The sequence below is a fragment of the Anaerotruncus sp. genome (assembly GCF_057433415.1).
Window position 1 is genome coordinate 48,001 of record NZ_DBMDHH010000005.1, and the last position, 19,806, is coordinate 67,806.

A 19,806-nucleotide genomic window follows, 5' to 3' on the forward strand; every position below is an offset into this window, starting at 1 on the left:
TATCTCCGATGGACGGCGTCCTGCTCAAAAGGCTCTGCGAGGTCAGCGGGATCGTCAAAGTGAACGAGGCGCTCGCGGTCGTGGGCGCGGCGGGAGAACGCTATGCCGGCAGGGTGGAAGGCGGGCGCGCGGCGTCCGAAGCCGCGCCGGAACCCGTCCGCGCGCAAAAGCCCGAACCCGCGGCCAGGGTCCGGGCGACCCCCGCGGCCAAGGCGCTTGCCAAAAAGCAGGGAATCGATCTCGCGCGGGTTCGCGGATCGGGGCCGGACGGCGTGGTGACGAAGGAGGACGTGGCGACGTATCAGGAAACGCCGCCGGAGGTGCAGGCGGTTTCCGCCGCCGAGGAACGGATCCCCTTCTCGGGCGTTCGGAAGAAGACCGCCGACAAGCTGGCGCGGAGCCGGAGCGAAATGGTGCAGGTGACGACGGCGGTCGAGGTGGATATGACCGAGGCGGACCTCCTGCGCAAAAAATGGAAGGACACGCTGGCGCGGCGGCTCGGAATCAGGCTCACCTTCATGCCCTTCTTCATCCGGGCGGCCGTGATGGCGGTCCGCGAATACCCGGTGCTCAACTCCGCGCTGGAGGGGGACGAAATCGTGATCCGGCGGAATGTCGATTTCGGGATCGCGGTCCAGAGCGAACGCGGCCTGATCGTCCCGGTTGTCAAGGGCGCGCAGGATCAGGCTTTCTGGGAGCTGGCGCGGGAGCTGGACGCCCTGACCGGACAGGCCCGGGAGGGCGTCACGGACCCCCGATATGTCGGCGGTGCGACAATCACCCTTTCCAACGCCGGCGCATATGGGTCGGTGATCTCCACCCCGGTGATCTCCTCCCCGCAGAGCGCGCTCATCTGGACGGGCGCGATTTTGGAGAAACCGGCCGTGAAGGAGGGCGCGATCGTGGCCCGAAAACTCATGAACCTCTGCGTCTCCTACGACCACAGGATCATGGACGGGGCGACCGTGGCACGGTTTTTGGGCAGGATGAAGAATCTGCTGGAGGAGCCGATGCTGCTGGCGATGGATGAGAGGGGGATGTAAATGAAAAGCAGAGCGGTTGTGGTTGGCCGGTTCCCCGATTACACGGTGCGGGAGTTCGAGGTGCCCGCCTGCGGCGCGGAGGGACTGATCGTCAAGGTCGCCGCGGCGCCCTTCGGGAGGCGTGGCCTCGTCGATCTACGGCTGGACGGCGCGATGGACGGCCGGCTGCGGGACTTTATCCCGGGCGGCGAGATCATCGGGCGGGTGGTTTCCGCCCCGCCCGCGGCGGCGGAAGCCTGGAAGGTCTCGGAGGGGGATATGGTCTATATCGAGCCGAACATCGTCTGCGGCTTCTGCAAGCCCTGCCTGACGGGGAACTATTCCGTCTGCCGGGAACAGCTCCGCTACGGCTCCTTCCCCCTCGCGGAGCGCCCGGGGCTTTTGACCGGAGGGTTCAGCGAATATGTGTCGGTGCTCCCGAATTCCCGCGTACATAAGCTCCCCGAGGACCTGCCGCCGGAATCGGCCGTGCTGCTCGGAACGGCGGAGCGGGCCCTGCGCGCCGTCATCAAGCGCGGCGGAGGCGGCCTGGGGAAGCGGATGCTGGTGCTGGGGCTTGACCTGTTTGCCGTTCTTGCCTGCCTCGCGGCAGAGGGGGTCGGAATGGAATCCGCCGAGATTTACGCTCCGGACGCTTTGGAAACGGACCGTGCGGCCGCCGAAGCCTGCGGCTGCGTTTTTACCGGGGAGGTCGCGGCGGGAGGGTATGACATCGTTCTCGTGTCGGACGCGGCCCGTGAAAATGTGGAATGGGCGTGGCGCGCCTCCTGTCCGCAGGGACGGCTCGTTTTCGCGGTCCCCCCGGAGCTGGCGGACCTGCCCGCCGGGCAGCTTCTGCACCATGAAATGACGGTCACCGGCGTCGGGAATGCGTCGTGGGATTACGAGAGGGCGCTGCGGCTGGTCGTGCAGAACGCAAAACGTCTGTCGGCGGTCAGGACCCGCTGGATCGACGCGGCGGATTTTTCGGCGGCGGTGGAAGCAGCGGAAGAAAAGATGACGGCCGCGGCCGCGCGGTGGGATCTTTAAAAGGGGGAAACCGCATGGAAAAATGTTATGCGATGGTGCTGGAGGAACCCGGCAAATTTGTAAAAAAGGAGTTCCCGATTCCCGAGCCCGGCGACCGGGATCTCCTGCTGCGGGTCGAGATGGTTTCCATCTGCGGAAGCGACCGGCTCCTCTACCGTGGGAGCCACCGGCTCTCCTCCTTCCCGAAGATTCTCGGGCATGAGGTCGTCGGCTATGTCGACAGGCTCGGAGCGGCCGCTAAACGGGAGTACGGCGTGGACGTCGGCGACCGGGTCACGGTGGAGCCCTATATCGCCTGTAACAAATGTGAGTACTGCCTGACCGGCCTCTATCAGGCGCACCTGCCCCATATGACCTATGGGGTCGCGCTGAACTGTGACAAGCCGCCCTACCTGTGGGGGGCGTACAGCCAGTATCTCTTTGTGGCGCCCGGGAGCAGGCTCCACCGGATCGCGCCGGAGGTCCCCGCGGAGGCCGCCTGCCTCTCCTCGGTCATCGGAAACGGCGTCCGGTGGGTGCGCACCAAGGGCGAGGTCCGGTATGGGGAGAGCGTCGCGATCGTCGGCGCGGGCGCGCAGGGGCTGGCCTCGGTGGTCGCGGCAAAGGAGTCCGGGGCATACCCGATCATGGTGATCGGCCTTACCAAGGACCGCGTCAAGTTTGAGGTCGCCCGGGAATTCGGCGCGGATTTCATCATCGACCTGCAAAAAACCGACCCAGCGGAAGAGGTCCGCAGGATTACGGGTGGGAAAATGGCGGACGTCGTCATTGAATGCGCCGGCGTGCCCGCGTCTGTGCAGACGGCCTTTCGGCTCCCGCGGGACTGCGGACGGGTTGTGCTGGCGGGCGTCAACGGCGGCAGGGAGGTCCCGCTCAAGACGGACGTGATCGTCAACAACGAGCTGGTGGTCCGGGGTGGCCATGGGCAGTCGTGGGACGTCGGGGAGGCGGCGGCGCTCATCAACAGCCGGAAATATGCCGTGGAAAAGATGATTTCCCACAGATTCCCGCTGGAAAAGGCGGAGGAGGCGATGCGGCTTTTCCTGGAGGGACCGGAGGACTGCATCCGAATCGGGCTGGTGCCTGAATCAGGGCCCCGTAAAGTGTAGGAAGAGAACAGAAACCGACGACCTGGAAGGAATGGGTAGAAAAGATGAAAAAGCTATTTTGCATCGGTTTGGCCGTCTGTATGGTTTGTCTCATTGCATTCAGCGGTTGTGGGAAACAGTCGGATTTGCCGGCGGGCAGTCCGTCGGCGCAGGCCGCCGGGGAGAACGGAGGCGGCGTGATCGTCGCAAAGTTTGCGCATGCGCTTTCTCCGCAGTCTCCCTATCAGACGGGAGCGGAAAAGTTCAAGGAGCTGGTGGAAGAGAAAACGGGCGGGAAGGTCGTCATTGAAATCTATCCGAACGGGCAGCTCGGCGCGGAACGGGACCTCTTTGAGGGGCTCAAGCTCGGAACGGTCGAATTCGCCGTGGGCGGCATGGGCGTGCTTTCGCAGGCGTACGAGCCGAAGCTCGAGGTGTTCGGGCTCCCATTTATGTTTGAGAGCCGCGAGGAGGTTTATGAGGTCCTCGACGGTCCGGTCGGGCAGGAGCTTTACAAGCCGCTGCTTGAGAACCAGATCGAGATCGTCGGAAATTTTGAGGCGGGCTTCCGGCAGCTCAGCAATTCCAAACGCCCGGTCAATTCGATCGACGACGTGAAGGGCCTTAAAATCCGGACTCCGGAGGGCAGCGTCTACATCAACACCTGGAACGCGCTGGGCGCCAGTCCCACGCCGATCGCGTGGAACGAACTCTACAGCGCCCTGCAGACCGGCGTCGTGGACGGCGCTGAGGTGCCGATCAGCAATTTCGCGACCTCCGGCTTTGGCGAGGTGCAGAAGTATTACGGCTGGATCAACTACATGTACGATTCCATCCCGTTCGGTGCGAGCAAATCCTTTATGGACAGCCTGAGCCCCGAGCTTCAGGAGGCGGTCCGCGAAGCCGCGAAGGAGGCGTGCGATTTTGAGCGGCAGACCGTCAAGGAGATGGAGGCGCAGCTTCAGGCGGAGCTGGAGGGACAGGGCGTCCAGTTCACGACGCCCGATCTGGAGCCCTTCCGCGCGGCCGTGCAGCCGATCTATGACAATTACGCCGACAAGGAAACGCTGGGCAAGGTGCAGGCCGCGCTCGGCCGCCAGTGAGAGGGCGCGCTTATGGACGGCGGAAAACAGAGGGACAAATCGAAGATCGCGGAGCTGTTCCCGATCATACGCGAGATTCGGAATCAGGATCTGGCGGACAGGATCGCCGCGGTCTGGCTGCGCGCGTGGGGAATGAGCAAATGGGAGCGCCTCGAGGACGCCTGCTTCAACCCCGATATCCAGGAGAGGGACTGCCGCCTTGTCGACCATGTCAACGTGACGACGATCGCTTCCCTTCAGATGGCGAAGCTGATCGAGCGGTATCAGGGGGAATCGTTCGATTACGAACGGATTTTGACGATCGGCCTGCTGCACGACGTGAGTAAGCTGCTGGAATATGAGCCGGACGGGAAGGGCGGCTATCAGAGGTCGTCCATCGGAGAAAAGCTGCAGCACGGCTTTTACGGCGCGGTACTGGCGCGGGAGGAGGGCTTCTCCGAGGAGGCGCTCCATCTCATCCTTACCCATACACCGCAGTCGAAGATGAAGCCGCAATATAAGGAAGCGATCCTGTTTTCTTACATGGACCTCTGCGACGCGGACATGGTTTTTTACGAACGCGGGCTTCCGCTTTTCGCAGAGTGAACCGGAACGAATCTATGTGTGTGCGCGGCGCCGTCACGGGGCGGCGCCGCGGGCCGCGCAAAGGGCGCGGCGAAAGGGAGGAAAAGAATGGGCCTTATCAAGAAGACGAACGAAGCCGCCGACAGGCTTTGTCAAATTCTGCTGGTCGCTTTGTTCACACTGATCATCGTCTCCTCTTTCCTGCAGGTATTTTCCCGTTTTGTCCTTGGAAAGGCGTTTGTCTGGACCGATGAATTGAGCCGCTACGGACTGGTCTGGCTGACCTTTGTGGCGGCGGGGCTCGGCTTCCGGAGGAAATCCCATGTGGCGATCGACGTCGTGATCGGCCTGTTCCCGGAAAAGCAAAAGCAGGCGGCCGCCGGGGTCCAGTCGGTGCTGGTCGCGGCGATGGCCGTGTTCCTTCTGGTCAAGGGCGTCCAGCTGGCGGGCATGACGATGGGGCAGGATTCCCCCGCGATGGGGATCCCCATGGGGATCGTCTATGCCGCAATTCCCTTTTTCAGCCTGCTGACGCTGCTGTTTTCCCTGGAGGACCTCTGCGGGCGGCTGGTCCCGCAGAAGGACTGTGAAAGGAAGGAGGGATCCCTGTGACGCTGGCGATATTGCTGATAACTTTTATCGTTCTGCTGCTCTTTGGAATGCCGATCGCAGCGGGAATCGGCATTTCCTCGATTCTGGCGCTGGTTGCGAAGGCTTCGCTTCCGCTCACGATCGTTCCCCAGCGCCTGCTGGTCGCCGTCGATTCCTTCCCGCTGCTGGCGGTGCCGTTCTTCGTGCTGGCGGGGGATATCATGTTGATGGGGGGAATCTCCGGGCGGCTGGTCAAGCTGGCGAAGGTGCTGGTGGGCAGGGCGAAGAGCGGGCTTGCCTATGTGACGATCGTGGCTTCCGCCTTTTTCGGCGCGATATCCGGTTCCGCCGCCGCGACGACGGCCGCAATCGGCGGAATGATGTACCCTGAAATGATCAAGGGAAACTATAAACCCGACTTCGCATCATTCCTGGGTGCGCTGAGTGGGACGCTCGGCCTGCTGATCCCGCCGAGCATTGCGCTCATCATCTACGGTACACAGACGAATTCCTCGGTTGGAAGCCTGTTTATGGTGAGTGCCGTCGCGGGGATCATTACGACGGTGGTCTATATGCTGACCGCGAAGCTCTCCCGAAGAGGCGGACAGGCGGCCCCGCAGGAAAAATCCGGGGAATCTGACGAAAAGTTAGGACTATGGAAAGCAGTCAAGGAAGCGTTCTGGGGCCTGCTCTCCCCGGTCATTATTCTGGGAGGCATCTATTCCGGGACCTTTACCGCCACGGAGGCCGCTGTAATCGCGGTGCTCTACTCGCTGATCGTCGGCTTTTTCATCTATCGGGAGCTGACCCTCAAGAAGCTCAAGGAGGCGTTTGTCAATTCCGCGTTGACAACGGGTATGGTCCTGTTGCTGGTGGCGGTCGCGTCCCTGTTCAGCTGGATTCTTACCATTGAAAACGTCGGGCGGATGCTGGGAGACGTCGTGGTTTCCTTCGGGCTGACGACAGTCGCCTTTTTCATCACCGTGAACCTGCTCTATCTGGTCCTTGGAATGTTCATTGAAACGATCCCCATCATCATCCTGACAACCCCGATCTTTTACCCCATCGCGCTCACTCTGGGGATCGATCCAATCCATTTCGGTGTGATCACCGTCTTTAACCTTGCGTTCGGGATGGTGACGCCGCCCTTCGGGCTGGACCTCTTTGTGGCGGCGGGCTATTCCAAAAGGCCGATCCAGCGAATGGTGGCTTCGGGGAAATACTTCTATGCCGCGGGCATTGGGCTGATCTTCTTATTCAGCTTTTTCCCGCAGCTCATCATGTGGGTCCTTTAGGCGGGGAGGGAGAGAAACGTGAGAAAGGTTTTAGTGATCGGCGCGGGTCCGGCGGGTTATGTCGCGGCCCTGCGTGCGGCCCAGTTAGGCGGGGAGGTGACGCTTGTCGAGCGTGCGCAGGTGGGCGGCACCTGCCTGAACCGGGGCTGCATCCCAACGAAAACCTATTTGAAGAGCGCTGAGATGTACAGGCAGGTTCGGACTGCGGCGGCCTACGGGATCAGTACAGGCGGTCCTGCAGTGGATTTCCCGTCGATCCGGGCGCGCAAGGACGCGGTTATCCGGCAACTGGGCCGAGGGATTCAAATGCTTTTGAAAAAAAGCGGCGTGCGGCTTGTGGAGGGGACGGCCTGCTTCCTCTCGCCGGGGGAGGTACGGGTAACGGGAACGGCAGGGGATTTCGTCTGCACGGCAGACGAAATCCTGATCGCCACGGGTTCCCGCCCGTCGGCGCCCCCGATTCCTGGATTGGAGGGAGCGGGGGTGTTTGACAGCGACCGCGTTTTTGATTTTCCCGGACTTCCGAAGAGCATCCTGATCGTCGGCGGAGGCGTGATCGGCATGGAGTTTGCGAGCTTTTACGCTTCGCTCGGGACGGATGTGACGGTGGTGGAGTTGCTGGACCGTCTGCTCCCGGGCACGGACAGGGAGATTTCCGGGCTGGTACGAAAAAAGCTGGAAGGGGAGGGGGTAACCTTCCGCCTGGGGAGCAGGCTTCTTCAGGTGGAAAGCGACTTTGACGGGACGGTGGCTACGGTTGAGGGCGACGAGGGGACGGAGGAGCTGCTGACGGACATGGTGCTGGTGGCGGCGGGCAGGCGCGCGAATTGCGAAGGGCTGCGCCCCGAGGCCGCAGGCCTCCGGACTGAGCGGGGATGCCTTGTGACGGACGAAAAGGGCCGCACAAACGTTCCGCACATCTATGCGGCCGGCGATGTGACCGGCAAGATTCAGCTTGCGCACGCCGCCTCACGGGAAGCGGAGATCGCGGTGGAGGAGATGTTCGGCCTGGATACCGGGCTGACGCTCGGCGCTGTCCCGGGCTGCATCTTCACCCATCCGGAGATCGCCTTCGCCGGGCTCACGGAGGAGGACGCCCAAAAGGCCGGTTATCAAACGCGGATCGGCCGCTTCCCGTTTGCCGCAAACGGGAAGGCGCTCATTGAAGGGGAACCGGACGGTTTTGTGAAGGTGGTCGCGGACGCGGTCAGCGGGACGCTGCTGGGAGTCCATATCGTCGGCCCGCAGGCAAGCAATCTGATTGGCGCGGGCGCCGTGGCGCTGTCCGCCCACATGACGGTTGGAGAGTTCGCCAATACGGTGTTTGCGCATCCGACGCTGGGGGAGGCGCTCCACGAAGCGGCGCTGGACGCTGAAAAGCGGGCGCTGCACATACCAAACTGACCGTGGCGGCGCGGAGAGGGGGAGGGCAATGCTGCTCGTTGAAAATTTTTCGATTGACCCCTATTACAACCTGGCAGCGGAGGAATACTTCCTAAAAAAGGTTCCCGATGACGTGGTCATGCTGTGGCGCAACGACCGGGCGGTTGTTGTGGGAAAGAATCAGAATTCCACCGAGGAAATCGACGCCGCATATGTCGAGGACAGGAAAATCGCGGTCGTCCGCAGGTTGACGGGCGGGGGCGCGGTTTTTCACGACCTCGGAAACGTCAACTTCACCATCATCAGCGAGGACCGCGCGGGGGAGCAATTCAATGACTACGCCCTTTTTACCAAGCCCGTGCGCCTCTTTCTGGAGACTCTGGGAATCCGGACGGAGCTGTCCGGGCGCAACGACCTGCTGGTTGACGGACGCAAATTTTCCGGAAACGCCCAGGCGCGGTATGGCGGCCGGATGCTCCATCATGGGACGATCCTCTTTGATTCCAATATGGGGGATTTGGCGGGCGCGCTGAATCCAGGTCCGCTGAAGCTCGAGAGCAAAGCGGTCAAATCGACAAAATCCCGGGTGGAAAATCTGATTTCCCACCTGCCGGAGCCAATGACGGTGGAACGGTTCTGCGCGGAGCTCCGCCGTTTTTTCCTCACGTACTTCCCGCAGGCTTCCCCCTATGGGATCGGCCCGGCGGACGACGCGGAGATCCGGGCGCTGGTCCGTCAAAAATATGGAACGTGGGAGTGGAATTATGGGGAGTCGCCGCCGTATACCTTCCGCAATGTAAAAAAACTTTCATTCGGGATTGTGGACCTCCGCATGGAGGTCGTGGAGGGCAGAATCCAAAACGCCCGCTTTTTCGGCGATTTTTTCGGACGCCGGGAGATCGACGGAATGGAACGGGCCCTGAAAGGCGTCCGCCACAGCCGGGACGCGCTGGAGGACCTTCTGCGGGGAATCCCGGTCGGGGAATACCTCTCCGGCTGCTCCCGGGCGGAGCTTTCCGGGCTCTTCTTTTAGATGGCGCGCGATGATAAAAATAACGCTGCTTGCCAACGCGGGCCTGCTGCTCGAGGCACCGGGAGCGAGGCTGCTCGTGGACGCGCTGTTTTCGCTCCCGGCGCCCGGCTTCAGCGCGCCTTCCGGGCAGATGCTGGATTCGGCCCTCCGCGGCGGGGTGGACTGCCTGCTGGTCACCCACCGCCATCCCGACCATTTTTCAGAGGAACTGGCAGAACGGTACGCCGCCCACGGGGATTTGGCAGAGATTCTGCTCCCGGAGACGGAACCGGGACAGACGGTCAGCCGGCCAGGCTGGTCGGTCGAAGTCATACGAACAGGGCATCTGGCTGGTGGGAATGCGTTTGGCGCTGTTCCCCATAACTGTTACCTGATTGATCTTTTTGGCGTTCGGCTGCTCATTACAGCTGATGCGGAATTTCGGGTTTCAAAGGCCGCCAAGGCGTTTTGCAATGCGCGGGCCGACGTGATTTTTGTTAATCCGGTTTTCTTCTCAAACTCCGTGGGGCAGCGAATTCTGCGGGACTGTGCGCCGCGCTTGGTGTGCGTCTATCACGTCCCGTTCCTGAAGGACGATATCGGGGGGCTGCGGCGGCTTGCCGCCGGGAGCTTGAGGCGGTTCGGCAGCGCGCATAATCGAGTGGAGGCACTGATGGAGGAAGGCCAAACATTGTTTTACTGAGCTGGCTGAAAAGCCCCGACGGTTATACCCCCGAGCTCCTGAAATATCAATAGCGGAATAGCTTTAGGCCGCAGGTCACAAAATATCCCCAAATCACTTCCCGCAAAAAAGCGAACCCGGGACCGATCAAAGATCGGTCCCGGGTTCGCTTTTTTGGGCATAAATGGGAAAAATGGATCGGTTTCAAAAGGTACACGATATGAAATAGGTGGAATTCCCAGTAAAATATTTTTAGTTCTGAATAATATTAGTATATATAGGAAAATACTGTTAAAAGTATAGCACACAAAGCTCCAGATTACAATAGAAATTGTTCATAAAATCTTAAAATTTCTTGACTAATTGGGTCACAAAAAGTGTACCTTTTGTGACATCTTTGGGACTTATAAGCGGTAACGAACGGAGGGCGGGCGGATGAAAGCCGCGATCAGACAGTATTCCGGCAACATCCCGGTGACGATCGTTAACGTCAATACGATTTCAGAGTGTGTGGTTCGCCGCCGTTCGGGCGGCGGAGGCCTTACGGAGGCCGTTCCCCTGAGAATCGTTCAGGGTGAATTGCATAACGGTTGTTTTGCGGAAAAGATTCCGTTTACCGGGTTCCACGACCTGGTCATGAAATTGGACGTCCTGCTGGACCATTTGGCATTCCCCCAGCGGGACACCGCGCTCAGATCCTTTGGGAAGAATGGAATCAGGCGCTACCATCAGATGAAAGAGGACCTGCTCCCCCGGCTGGAACAGCCATGGAACGAACGGGTGATGCAGGAAGGCTGGGGCAGTTGCGCGACCTTTTCGGTGCATGTGTACGCACGGCAGAACAGCAGCTGGCAGGGAACGGTCCGCTGGCTGGAGGCGAAGGAGGAACGGAAGTTCCGAAGCGTGCTGGAGCTCAGCTACCTTTTGGAGAGCGCGCTGGATTTGGAACCTGAGAATCAAACGTCTGTTTAAAATATGGAATCGTTAAGGCATGGAGGGAATCAGGAATGAAGTCGCAGGGATGGGAAAAGAGAATGGGTTGGAGAAAGCATACGGCGCTGCTTTTGGCGGTGCTGATGCTGATGAGTACGATCCCGGTCTTTACATACGCGGAGGATATCGTCGGGGGAGCTTCTGAAGAGGGGAGCGCGCCGGCGAGCGAAGCCGCGCCCGCGGAGGAGAGCAAACCGGATGGGGAGCAGCCTCCTGAGAGCGGGTCCGCAAGCGGCGAAAGCCCGTCCGAGGAGCGCCGCCACAACGAGGACGACAAGGGGAGCACGGACGAATACAGCCTGACGGCGACGCAGGAGGAGGTCTTCACGGAGGACGGCCTCGCGGTGGAGATCACGGCGGTGTCGACCTTCCCCTTCACGCGGAACTTACATATCGAAGCGAAGGACGGCGGAAAGGCCGAGGGCGCCACGGAGGGCGCGGAGAAGGTCACGGGGGATCCGGAGGCGGCTTCGTCCGAGACTTCCGGCCCGGAGGAGAACGGTTCGGAAGCTTCGGGCGTCCCGGAGGAATCCACAAGCTCGGAAGCGGCAAGCTCGGAAGCGGGCAGCGTTCCGGAAGTGAGCAGCGCTCCGGAAGAGAGCGCATCGAGCGAAGAGAGCAAACCGGAGGAGACGCCGGAGAGCGGAAAACCGGAGGAGAACGGCAAACCCGGCGGGGCGGAGGACTCGTCGAATCCCATCAGTGAACTCGCGGAGGCTGCGGCAAGCGCGCGGATCAATCTGGCGCGGGTGCTGTCGGCGGAGATCACGGCGGAGGAGATCGTGCCGTTGCCGGAGAGCAGCGCGGCGGAGTCAAAACCGGAAAGCAAGCCGGAGGACCCGACGGCGGATACGGGCACCGGGGAGGAGAAGGCCCCGGCCCCGGATGGGAGCAGTTCGGAGAATCCCGCGCCGGGCGGGGAGAGCGAGGCCGCGTCCTCTTCCGGGGCGGGCCCGGAGGATACCGGTTCTGAAAATGCGGGTTCCGATGTGAACTCTGATGCTTCCAGCTCGGAGGCTTCCGGTTCGGAGGCCGCGAGCTCTGATTCGTCGAACTCAGATTCGTCGGGCACGGACGAGACGATGAGCGAGGGCAGGGTGACGGTGAACGGGGAAGGGGAGCCGTTCCGGTTCCAGCGGAAGTTCACGGTGACGAAGAACGGGACGTATGTTATCCGGATCTATGACGGCGAGGGGCCGCTGGAGGAGCGCTCCTTCTACACGGAAGTGGAAGTGACCTCGCTGGGAGAGCTGACGGCGGAGATCGCGCCGGGAAGCAATGGACAGTACGAGGTGGCGATGGCGTCGACCTATCCGGGGACGGAGCGGTTCACGGTGGAGTTCGTGCCGGCGGTGCGGGCAATGGCCCGATCGCGGAGCGCGGAGCCCGCGGAGGGGGAAGCGGTGGAGCTGCCCGTGGAGGATGTGACGGTCAAGAGCGGCGAAGAAGACGGCCACGAAGAAAACGCCCCGTCGGAGGTGACGGAGGCGAGCACCGCCGTGCCCGCGAGCGCGGACGGGGTGTACACCGTCAAAGCGTTCCGCGGCGAAAACCTGCTGACCACGATGTCCCTGGACGCGCCTGAACCGCTTGCGATCACGGGGACGCTGGCGGAAGCTTACTGGAACCCCAACGCATCCAGCACCACTGTGGATGGGGTGGAAGTTCCCGGCGGTAACGATACGACCGGAGACGGCTCCAAGGATAAGCCTGTCCAGACGCTCACAAAAGCGATCGAGCTTATACAGGACAACGGTATCATCCACAATATGGCACAGTGGACAATTGGAACGGGTGAGGCGTCGTCCTTCTCGTTCAATGGGAAAAATGCAACGATCAAGCGTTTCGGGCATACGAACCCAATCTTTGGCATCGGACCGGATAAGGTAGTCCAATTTACCAACCTGAAACTCGACGGTGCCGGCGAAATGATTCGCGTTACCAGCAGCGGCCAGCTCATCTTTGGCGCCGGCGTGGAGATGCTCAACGATGCCGCCATCCGTTTCGAAAAAGGTTCCACCAAGCTGCTCCAGCTCAGTGGGAAACCAAACGACGGTGCGCTCTATCGCCTCAGCGTTTCCGACGAGCACGTGAGCGGCACGAATCCTTTTGATGTGGTCCAGGTGACCGCTTCCTCCCTCACAGCCGCGGATGCGGCAACCTGCTTTGAAATCTCGATCGATAACAATACCGGATGGGGCCTGCGCGCGCGGGGCACCACAAAATACATCGAAGCATATAAGCTGGCGGACTATGCGGATAAAGCCGTCTACCTCTCGGCGGACGGCTCAGACAGCAACGACGGAGACCTTTCTTCCCGTCCGGTAAAGACCTTCGCAAGGGCAAGCCAGCTGATTAGGGACACCCAGCTCAAGGAAATCCGTATCACCGGAACCAAGCCGATCCCGGTTACTACAGCTGCAACCTGGTCCTTCCCGACGTCCTCCGGTTATCCGGAAGGCGTGGTCGTAACGCGCGATTCCCTGACCGGAGACATGATCAGCGTATCGAGTACCGGAAGCCTGACACTTCAGGACATCATTCTGGACGGCGCGTCTGTGAGCAATAACATCGTTCTTGTTGAAGGCGGTTCCGTGACCATCCATGGAGGCACCACGTTCCGCAAGTGGGGTTCTTCATCCTGCTATGCTGTCAAAGCGAGCGGGGCCGGTTCCACATTGTCGATGGACGGCGGCGAAATTGCCGGCGGCATGTATACGGATGGCCTATATGTCAGCGGCGAGGGCACCACGTTTACCATGTCCGGGAACGCGTCGATAAGCGGATGCAGATGGGGGGTATACATCACGACCAACGCAGCGTTTGTGATGGAAGGAGGGTCCATCGCCACAGCATCCTCCTCAACCAGTGCAAACGGCGTTTATGTCAGTGGGGGACCGTATTCCAACGCGACTTTTACGGCAATTGGCGGTACGATTACTTCCGCGTCAGGGAATGCGGTGAACGTAGCGGGAACGGAATTTCAATTTGACCCGACAAAAGCCGTGATCAACGGGAAAATTTATCTGGGCGATAACGGCGCGGTTATAAACCTTCTGGCAAAACCGGCCGCCGGGAAGGTGTACAACCTTCAGCCGGGCAGCAATTACAGCGGAGTACCATACTTTGGCTCTGGAAGTGTTGTCGTCGTACCGGCGGGAGACCTCTCCAGCGCGGCAGACTGCGCGTCGAATTTTGTGGACGCGGAAGGAAAATATTCGATCGGTCCGTCGGGCAACAACCTGATTCTGGTAGGCTCGGGCGTCTACGTGGATGGCTCGTCCGGCGACGACAGCCGGGACGGCCTGACCCCCGCCACAGCGGTAAGGACGTTGGGCGCGGCGGCGCAGAAGGTAACCGGCCTTGGCAGCGACGACGACAAGATCGTCTACGTCTGCAGCACGGTGAAGGTCCTCACCGATGAAGGGACGGTCGACTTCGGCGGCGCGACGCTCCAGAGGCTGATGATGAATGACTTGGAGATCGGTCCCCTGGTGGAAGGGCAGTCGGGGGGCATTACGCTCCAAAACGTAACGTTCGACGGCCTGTACGGCTCTGCAAAGAATACCGGAAGCCAGACGGGGCTGCTCGCAATGTCCGGCGGATCGGTGACCTTGGGGACCGGGGTCACGCTGCAAAACCACGACACGAAAACCGGCCCTGCCGTGGTGGTATCGGGCGGGAGCCTGACCATGGCAAGCGGCAGCAAACTGACAAACAACATCCTTAATAAGGAGTCCTCTTCTGGTGGATGCGCTCTCTGGGTGCAGGACGGGACTTTTACGCTGCAGTCAAGCGCTTCGATTACCAACAATAAGGCAATTATCGGAATCGGTAGTACGAACGGACAGCAGACGGTCTACGTCTCCGGCGGCGTCTGCAATCTCTCCGGCGGCAACATTTCCGGCAATTCAGCCCTGTTTTTTGGTGCGATCCGCCAGAGCGGCGGCACCATCAACATGACGGGCGGCAGCATCTACAGCAACACGGCATCAGAAGAAGAATTAAACAAGAGGGATACCGGCGGCGTCAGTGTGGAAAGAACCGGGGTCTTCAACATGTCGGGCGGCAGCATCTACAGCAACAAGGCCACGAGTGTCGGCGGCGTGTACGTCTATGGCGACGCGACAACCGCCGGGACCTTTGCCATGAGCGGTTCGGCCAGCATTGGAACCAACACGGCGACCGCCGGCACGGCCGGATTGCTGGTCAGCGGTACCCTGAAGATGGCAGGAAGTCCGTCTGTTTCGTCGGGCGTTTCGCTACAGAATACGGAGCGGCCGATCGTCCTTACAGGCGCTCTGACCGGTACCAATAAATATACCCTTGCCCTCCCCGACACATTTGTCGGCAAGACGGTGGTGCAGGGCCTGGCGGGAACGGCCGACGCGGCAAGTTACCTGTCGCGCTTCCCGCTCAGCACCGCCAGCAAGCAAAGCCTGACGCTGCGCGGGGAATCTCCCAATATTGTCGCCGGGGGGCTGAACATCTATTTGGCGGGAGACGGCGACGACACCGCGGACGGCGAAAGCGTAGACACGGCGGTCAAGTCCCTGAGCCGTGCCTTGACACTGCTGAAGTCCAAGCAGTCCGGCGCAAAAATTCTTTTCTGCCGGGCGCCGGTGGAGATCAGCTCGGGATCGCAGTCCTGGTCGACGACCGCTGTAACGAATAACGACGGCGCGACATGGACGCCGGTCCTGCAGCGTGCGCAGGGCTATACGCAGCCCTTCTTCAAGGTGACCGGCGGTACCCTTACTTTGGAAAATATTACACTTGACGGAAATGCCAGCGCGTTCACCAGCTCGACGGATTCCATTGTTTACATAAAGAGCGGGACCATGAACCTCAACAGCGGCGCCGTCGTCACCAACAACAATGGGTGCGGCGTGGGGGTCCCCAAGCAATATGAAGATGGGACAGGGACCCTCAATATCTCCGGGGGCACCATCTCCAACAACAAAGAATTTGGCGTTGTGGTTTACGGCGATTCCGCCAAATGTGTCATGACAAGCGGGACCCTCGATGGAAATGCCGGAGGGGTGCGGGTCAGGAGTGGAACCTTCACGATGAGCGGCGGCGTCATCCAGAATACAAAGAGCATGAGTTATTCTGGTGCGGCGGTTTACCTCGAATACAAATCAACGTTCAATATGAGCGGTTCTGCCAAGATTACAAACAATTCCGCTTATTCGTTGACGGACGGTAGTGTGATCGTTTCCAGCGGGACCTTCAACATGAGCGGCGGCCAGATTTCCGCCAATAAGAGCGGACGCGGCGTTTCCGTCAGCGGCGGGACTTTTCAGATGAGCGGTGACGCGAAGGTCGGCGGGGACAGCTTTACGGATGCGAACCCCGCCGGCGGGGTTTACGCAACCCGCGGCACCGTCGAAATCACCGGCGGCCAGATTTCTTATAACTACGGTCCCGGCATCCAAGCATACAACACAACGACATCCTCCGAGGACACCAGCGCGTTGAAAATCACGCTGGGAGACGGCGCGAAGATTTACGGGAACCGGGCTACCCAGGGGGCAGGCGTCTATCTTCAGACGTCCGCCTCCACGGGGATCGACTCTTTTAAGGTAAGCGGCGCCGCTGAAATCTATAACAACAACGCAACCGGAAGCGCCAGCAGTAATGGCGGCGGTGGCATTTACCTGGGCAAAAATGCGAAATTCGATATGACCGGCGGCAAGATTTACGGCAACGAGACCGCGGCTTCGGGCGGAGGCATCTGCGTGGGCGACGCAACGGCGTCCCTCACCATCTCCGGCGGCACCATTTCGAATAACCACGCGAATGGAACCACGGCGACTTCGGGCGGCGGCGGCGTTTCCCTTGTAAAGGGTGCGGGAATCACGCTCAACGGCGGAACAATTTCCGGAAACGATGCGGCGCGCAGCGGCGGCGGCATCTACGCGGCCGCGGGGAGTTCCGGCGCCATCGGCAATATCCAGCTGAACGGCGGAACCATCTCGGGCAATACCGCGAAGGGCACCACGACCGCCTATGGCGGCGGCGGAATCTGCCTGAACGACTATACGAAGGCAGAGTTCAATGGCACGCGGATTACCGGAAACACTGCCCAATATGGCGGCGGCGTTTATCTGACCGGAAGCAATGCGGAGTTCGTCGCGGTGCGCGGCGCTGTTACGGACAATACCGTCAGTTCCGGCGGAAACGGCGCGGGGGTCTACGTCGCAAGCCCGGGCTTCGAGCTGCAGGGCGGCGGAGCCGATATTTCGGGCGACATCTATCTGTCGGGAATCTCTTATCCGCTTCAGGTTTCACGCCTGATCTCCCAGACGTCCCGGCAGTATGAGGTCAGTCTGGCCGATTCGTTCAAGTCCGGGGGCGTCGTGGTCAAGCCGGACGGTTCGGAACTTTCAAGCGTAACGGCATATCTGAAGAATTTCTACACATCCAAATCCGGTTCTATCCTCGGCGAGGATGGAAAGAACATCGTCCTGCAGAGCATTGTCTTCCTCGATGGAACCAAGACGGCGTCCGGGGACGGCAGCACGCCCGACAAGGCGTTCAATAACTTTGCGGCCGCTTCGGCTGCCCTGACTTCCGGCAGCACGGCGATCTACATCTCCGGCCCCGTGACCGTCAGTGGCACGGAGAGCTGGACTCTGCCCACCGGCAAGTCCCTGCGCCGGTATTCCGGGTTCTCGGTCGCGGGCAAAGACGAATTCGATCCCTATTACGGGGATATGATCGTCGTGCCCACCGGCGCAACGCTGAACCTCGGCACGATCACGATCGAAGGCCGCCACAGCCAGGACATCGACTTTACGGCGACGGGTTCGATCATCCGGTTGAGCGGCGGCACGGTGAATATGAATGCCGGCACGACGCTGCAAAACAACAGCACCTCCGGAAACGGCGGCGCGGTGCGCATCGACAGCGGCGCCTTCAACCTGAACGCGGGCACCATCGCCAATACGGCCGCGAAGCAGGGCGGCGCGGTTTACCAAAACGGGACCTTCAACGTGAAATCCGCGGCGACCGTCTCGGGAGAGGTCTATCTCGGCACGGGCAAGACCGTCGGCGTCGCCGGCAGCGCGGGGACCGCGCTCAGCCTCGACATGGACGACGCGGCGGCGGCGCGCGCGGTCGTGACCTACACCACCGCGCCCACCAGCTTGAATCTCAATACCGAGCTGGCGAAATACACCCTTTCGGATGACGTCGCGCCGCTCTATAAGCTCGCCCGCAGAAGTACGGATACCAAGGTCTTCGAACTCCAGGAGAAGGGCGGCATCTACGTCGACGGAACCCGCAGCGCCGCGAGCGGCGACGGTACGGAACCCTCCAAGGCGGTCAAGACGCTGGGCGAGGCATACCAGAAGCTGGCGGGCACAGGCGGCGGAACCATCTACGTGGTGAACCCGGTTACGGTCAGCGGCACGATCACGCTGGGCCGGAGCTACACCGAGAGCAGCACGACCTATAACGCGGGCGGCCCGGTGACGATCAAACGGTACTCCAAACCGGCTGCCTTCACGACGGGAAGCAATACGGGTACCCTCATCAACGTCACGGGCGGTACGCTGACGCTCGCCGAGGGCCTCACGGTCGACGGCCACAGCGCCGCGGTCACGCAGGGCAAGGAGACCGTCCAGGCCCCGGCCGTGACGGCGGCGGCCCCGCTGATCTCGATCAGCGGCGGAACCGTGTCCGTCCAGAGCGGCGCGGTGCTCAAGGATAACAACAACGCCTCCGGAAACGGCGGCGCGGTGGCGACGAGCGGCACGGGAACCCTGACGATGACCGGCGGCACGATCGCGAACATGAAGGCGTCGCAGGGCGCGGCAATCCACCACAGCGGCTCGGCGCTCAATCTCAGCGGCGGCCCGTCGATCGCGGGAGAGGTCTACCTGAACGGCACGGGCAAGGTCATCAGCGTGCCGGGCAATACGATTGGGAACACCGCGCTGACGATCGGCATCGACAGCGCGAGCGCCAAGGAAAACCGTGCCGTGGTGGCCTACTCCTCAACGCCGACGGCGGCGGTGGAAACGCCGAAATACACCCTCAGCGAGGCGGTGTCGGCGGCCTTCTACCTGAACGCGAGCGGCAATAACCTGGTGCTCGCGGCCAAGGGCGCAGTCTATCTCGACGGGGTCAACGGCCTTGATACGCGGACGGGCGTAAGCCCGGCGCAGGCGGTCAAGACGCTGGGCAAGGCCTATGAGAAGATGAAATCCAATAACGCGAACACCCTCTATATCGTCAATACCGTGACGGTCGACTCGTCTGTCGAGCTCAGCGGCAGGTACTGCTATGTCGGCGGCGCGACCTATGACGCGGGAGCTCCGGTGACCATCCGGCGCTACTCCAAGCCCACCAATCCGCCGACAGGTTTTGAGGCGCTGAAAAATGGCGTGTCACTCTTCTCGATCGTGGACGGCGGCACCCTGACGCTCGAAAACATCACGATCGACGGCCACCGCTACGCGATCACCTCGGGCAAAACTTCCGTGATCGCACCCGGGATTAAGGCACATGAACTCATCAACATTTCAGCGGGCGGGACCCTCATGATGAATGAGGGCGCGGTACTCCAAAATAACAGCACCGACGGCGCAGGCGGAGGAGTATACAACTACGGCGCCGGAACAGTGGTGATGAACGCCGGAAGCCTCGTAACCAAGTGTACGGCGGATCTCAACGGCGGCGGCGTCTTTGTCAACGGCGGTACCTGCACCATTACAAACGCGGAGGTTTCAAACTGTGAGGCGGGGCTGAACGGCACATATAACGGCGGCGGAGTCTATGTCAGTGGAACGCTTGCGATGACCGGCTCGACGCTGTCCGAAAACACCGCGCCGAACGGTGCGGGCCTGTATCTGTCCTCGGGCAAGCACGAGATCAGCAATACCGTTTTCTCCAACAACACAGCCTCGGGAAACGGCGGCGGCGTGTATATGCAAAACTTTTCCCAAACGACCACGCTGAACCGCTGCACCTATGAGAACAACACAGCGACGCTCGGCGGGGGGATCTACGCGCTT

General features: G+C 61.0%; 12 protein-coding genes. All 12 read left to right on the plus strand.

The genetic code is table 11. The features are described from left to right. On the plus strand, positions 1–1,043 hold a 1,043-nt coding region (locus ACZO3G_RS02690; protein ID WP_486846778.1), incomplete at its 5' end, for a dihydrolipoamide acetyltransferase family protein. After that, on the plus strand, positions 1,044–2,072 hold the full coding sequence (locus ACZO3G_RS02695) for an alcohol dehydrogenase catalytic domain-containing protein (RefSeq protein WP_276870041.1): 1,029 nt from the start codon (positions 1,044–1,046) through the stop codon (positions 2,070–2,072). Between the two features lie 14 nt (positions 2,073–2,086). Beyond that, positions 2,087–3,181, plus strand: a complete 1,095-nt coding sequence (locus ACZO3G_RS02700) for a zinc-dependent alcohol dehydrogenase (RefSeq protein ID WP_101550092.1) — start codon at positions 2,087–2,089, stop codon at positions 3,179–3,181. Positions 3,182–3,306: 125 nt separating this feature from the next. Further along, positions 3,307–4,263, plus strand: a complete 957-nt coding sequence (locus tag ACZO3G_RS02705) for a TRAP transporter substrate-binding protein (protein ID WP_172439190.1) — start codon at positions 3,307–3,309, stop codon at positions 4,261–4,263. 12 nt (positions 4,264–4,275) lie between these two features. Continuing rightward, a complete protein-coding gene (locus ACZO3G_RS02710) occupies positions 4,276–4,848 on the plus strand; it encodes an HD domain-containing protein (protein WP_276870034.1) in 573 nt (190 codons plus the stop codon). 87 nt (positions 4,849–4,935) lie between these two features. Beyond that, positions 4,936–5,439, plus strand: a complete 504-nt coding sequence (locus ACZO3G_RS02715; protein ID WP_276870032.1) for a TRAP transporter small permease — start codon at positions 4,936–4,938, stop codon at positions 5,437–5,439. Continuing rightward, a complete protein-coding gene (locus ACZO3G_RS02720) occupies positions 5,436–6,713 on the plus strand; it encodes a TRAP transporter large permease (RefSeq protein WP_276870030.1) in 1,278 nt (425 codons plus the stop codon). Before ACZO3G_RS02715 ends, ACZO3G_RS02720 begins: the two co-directional genes overlap by 4 nt. Before the next feature lie 18 nt (positions 6,714–6,731). Then, a complete protein-coding gene (gene lpdA, locus ACZO3G_RS02725) occupies positions 6,732–8,117 on the plus strand; it encodes a dihydrolipoyl dehydrogenase (RefSeq protein ID WP_276870028.1) in 1,386 nt (461 codons plus the stop codon). Between the two features lie 28 nt (positions 8,118–8,145). Beyond that, positions 8,146–9,129: a lipoate--protein ligase gene (gene lplA / locus ACZO3G_RS02730; protein WP_276870026.1), complete on the plus strand. Its 984-nt coding sequence runs from the start codon at positions 8,146–8,148 to the stop codon at positions 9,127–9,129. A 10-nt stretch (positions 9,130–9,139) separates the two neighbouring features. After that, the gene (locus ACZO3G_RS02735; RefSeq protein WP_276870023.1) at positions 9,140–9,811 is read left to right on the plus strand and encodes an MBL fold metallo-hydrolase; all 672 of its coding nucleotides are present in this window, start codon (positions 9,140–9,142) and stop codon (positions 9,809–9,811) included. 414 nt (positions 9,812–10,225) lie between these two features. Further along, a complete protein-coding gene (locus tag ACZO3G_RS02740) occupies positions 10,226–10,762 on the plus strand; it encodes a hypothetical protein (protein WP_242970859.1) in 537 nt (178 codons plus the stop codon). A 62-nt stretch (positions 10,763–10,824) separates the two neighbouring features. Then, positions 10,825–19,806, plus strand: an 8,982-nt coding sequence (locus tag ACZO3G_RS02745) for a right-handed parallel beta-helix repeat-containing protein (protein ID WP_486846781.1), incomplete at its 3' end; no start/stop codon positions are given.